At 49.8% G+C, this 1,239-nt stretch carries 1 protein-coding gene; it reads right to left on the bottom strand.

All coding sequences use genetic code 11. The features are described from left to right. On the bottom strand, positions 1–1,138 hold a 1,138-nt coding region (locus ACWHAR_RS22035), incomplete at its 3' end, for a sugar porter family MFS transporter (RefSeq protein ID WP_452087832.1). Positions 1,139–1,239 lie beyond the last annotated feature (101 nt).

Genomic DNA, 1,239 nt, shown 5'->3' with positions numbered 1-1,239 from the left:
TGAACCCTGTCGCGGCTCCGCGTGCTTTGGACGGGAAGAGCTCAGGCATGAGCACCCACACTACCGGACCCCATGTCGCCTGGTAAAAGACGATATAGACACCTAGAAAGACTACTGTCATCCACGCTGTTGATGCGGAAAGTCCGAGCGTTAGGAGCACGCCTGATAAAGCAGCAAGGCTCAGTGTGATGCCGATACTTCCCCAGATCAGAAGTTTTTTGCGGCCGACACGGTCAATTAAGATCATGGCAGTGATACACATGATGACGTTGAGGATGCCGATTCCCATTGTGCCGAGCGCCGAAGCTGATGTGCCAAGACCGGCCTTCGTAAAAATGGTTGGCGCGTAGTAGATGACCGTGTTAATGCCGACCGCCTGCTGGAAAATGGCAAGGCCGACGCCAATCAGAAGCATGGGGCGAATCCATTTGGCTTTCAACACGCTGAGTGTCGTTTCTTTTTTCTCCGCTTCCCCTTGCTTCATCTCTGCCAATTCCATTTCGATGTCTTGGGGATCATGAGTGATGTTCATGATGCGTCTCGCTTCTTCTTCGCGGCCGCGCTTCACGAGCCATCTTGGCGATTCCGGCATGAACGCGATGCCGATTAATAGAAGCACGGCAGGCACTGCGGCCAGACCGACCATCCAGCGCCACGCTTCAAACGGTGTGAACAGGTAGTTAACGATATAGGCAAGCAAAATCCCGGTGACAATCATTAAGTTGTTCATTGTGCCGAGTGTCCCGCGAATTTTCGTCGGTGCCATTTCGGAAAGATACACGGGCACAAGTGCCGTTGAACCGCCGACGGCCAACCCGAGTATCACCCTAGATGCAATCAGCATGCCGATTGTTTGAGAAAATGCGCAAGCGAGCGCACCGATAATAAAAATGATGGAAAGGACAAATACAACCTTTCTCCTGCCCCAGCGGTCTGAGCATGTGCCGCTCAAGGCCGAACCGAAAATCGCGCCAAGGAGCAGCATGCTGACAACCAATCCTTCTGTCAATGTCGTTAAAGGAATATCGTTATTGATAAACAGGAGTGCTCCGGAGATAACACCTGTATCGTAACCATATAGCAGTCCCCCTAAAGCGCCGAAAAAGTAGATCATATATTTCCTTGTGTCTTTCTTCACAAATGTCTCCTCCTCAGTTGTTGAGCCAATGAGTATCTAAAATGTATAACAAAGTTAATAGATTAGTACCCATTTCCTATCTCATTTGAAACATTTGTTTT

Source organism: Bacillus sp. LR--39 (assembly GCF_053613335.1).
Note: the sequence above shows the minus strand (reverse complement) of the source record. Positions and strands in the feature narration are given on the sequence as shown.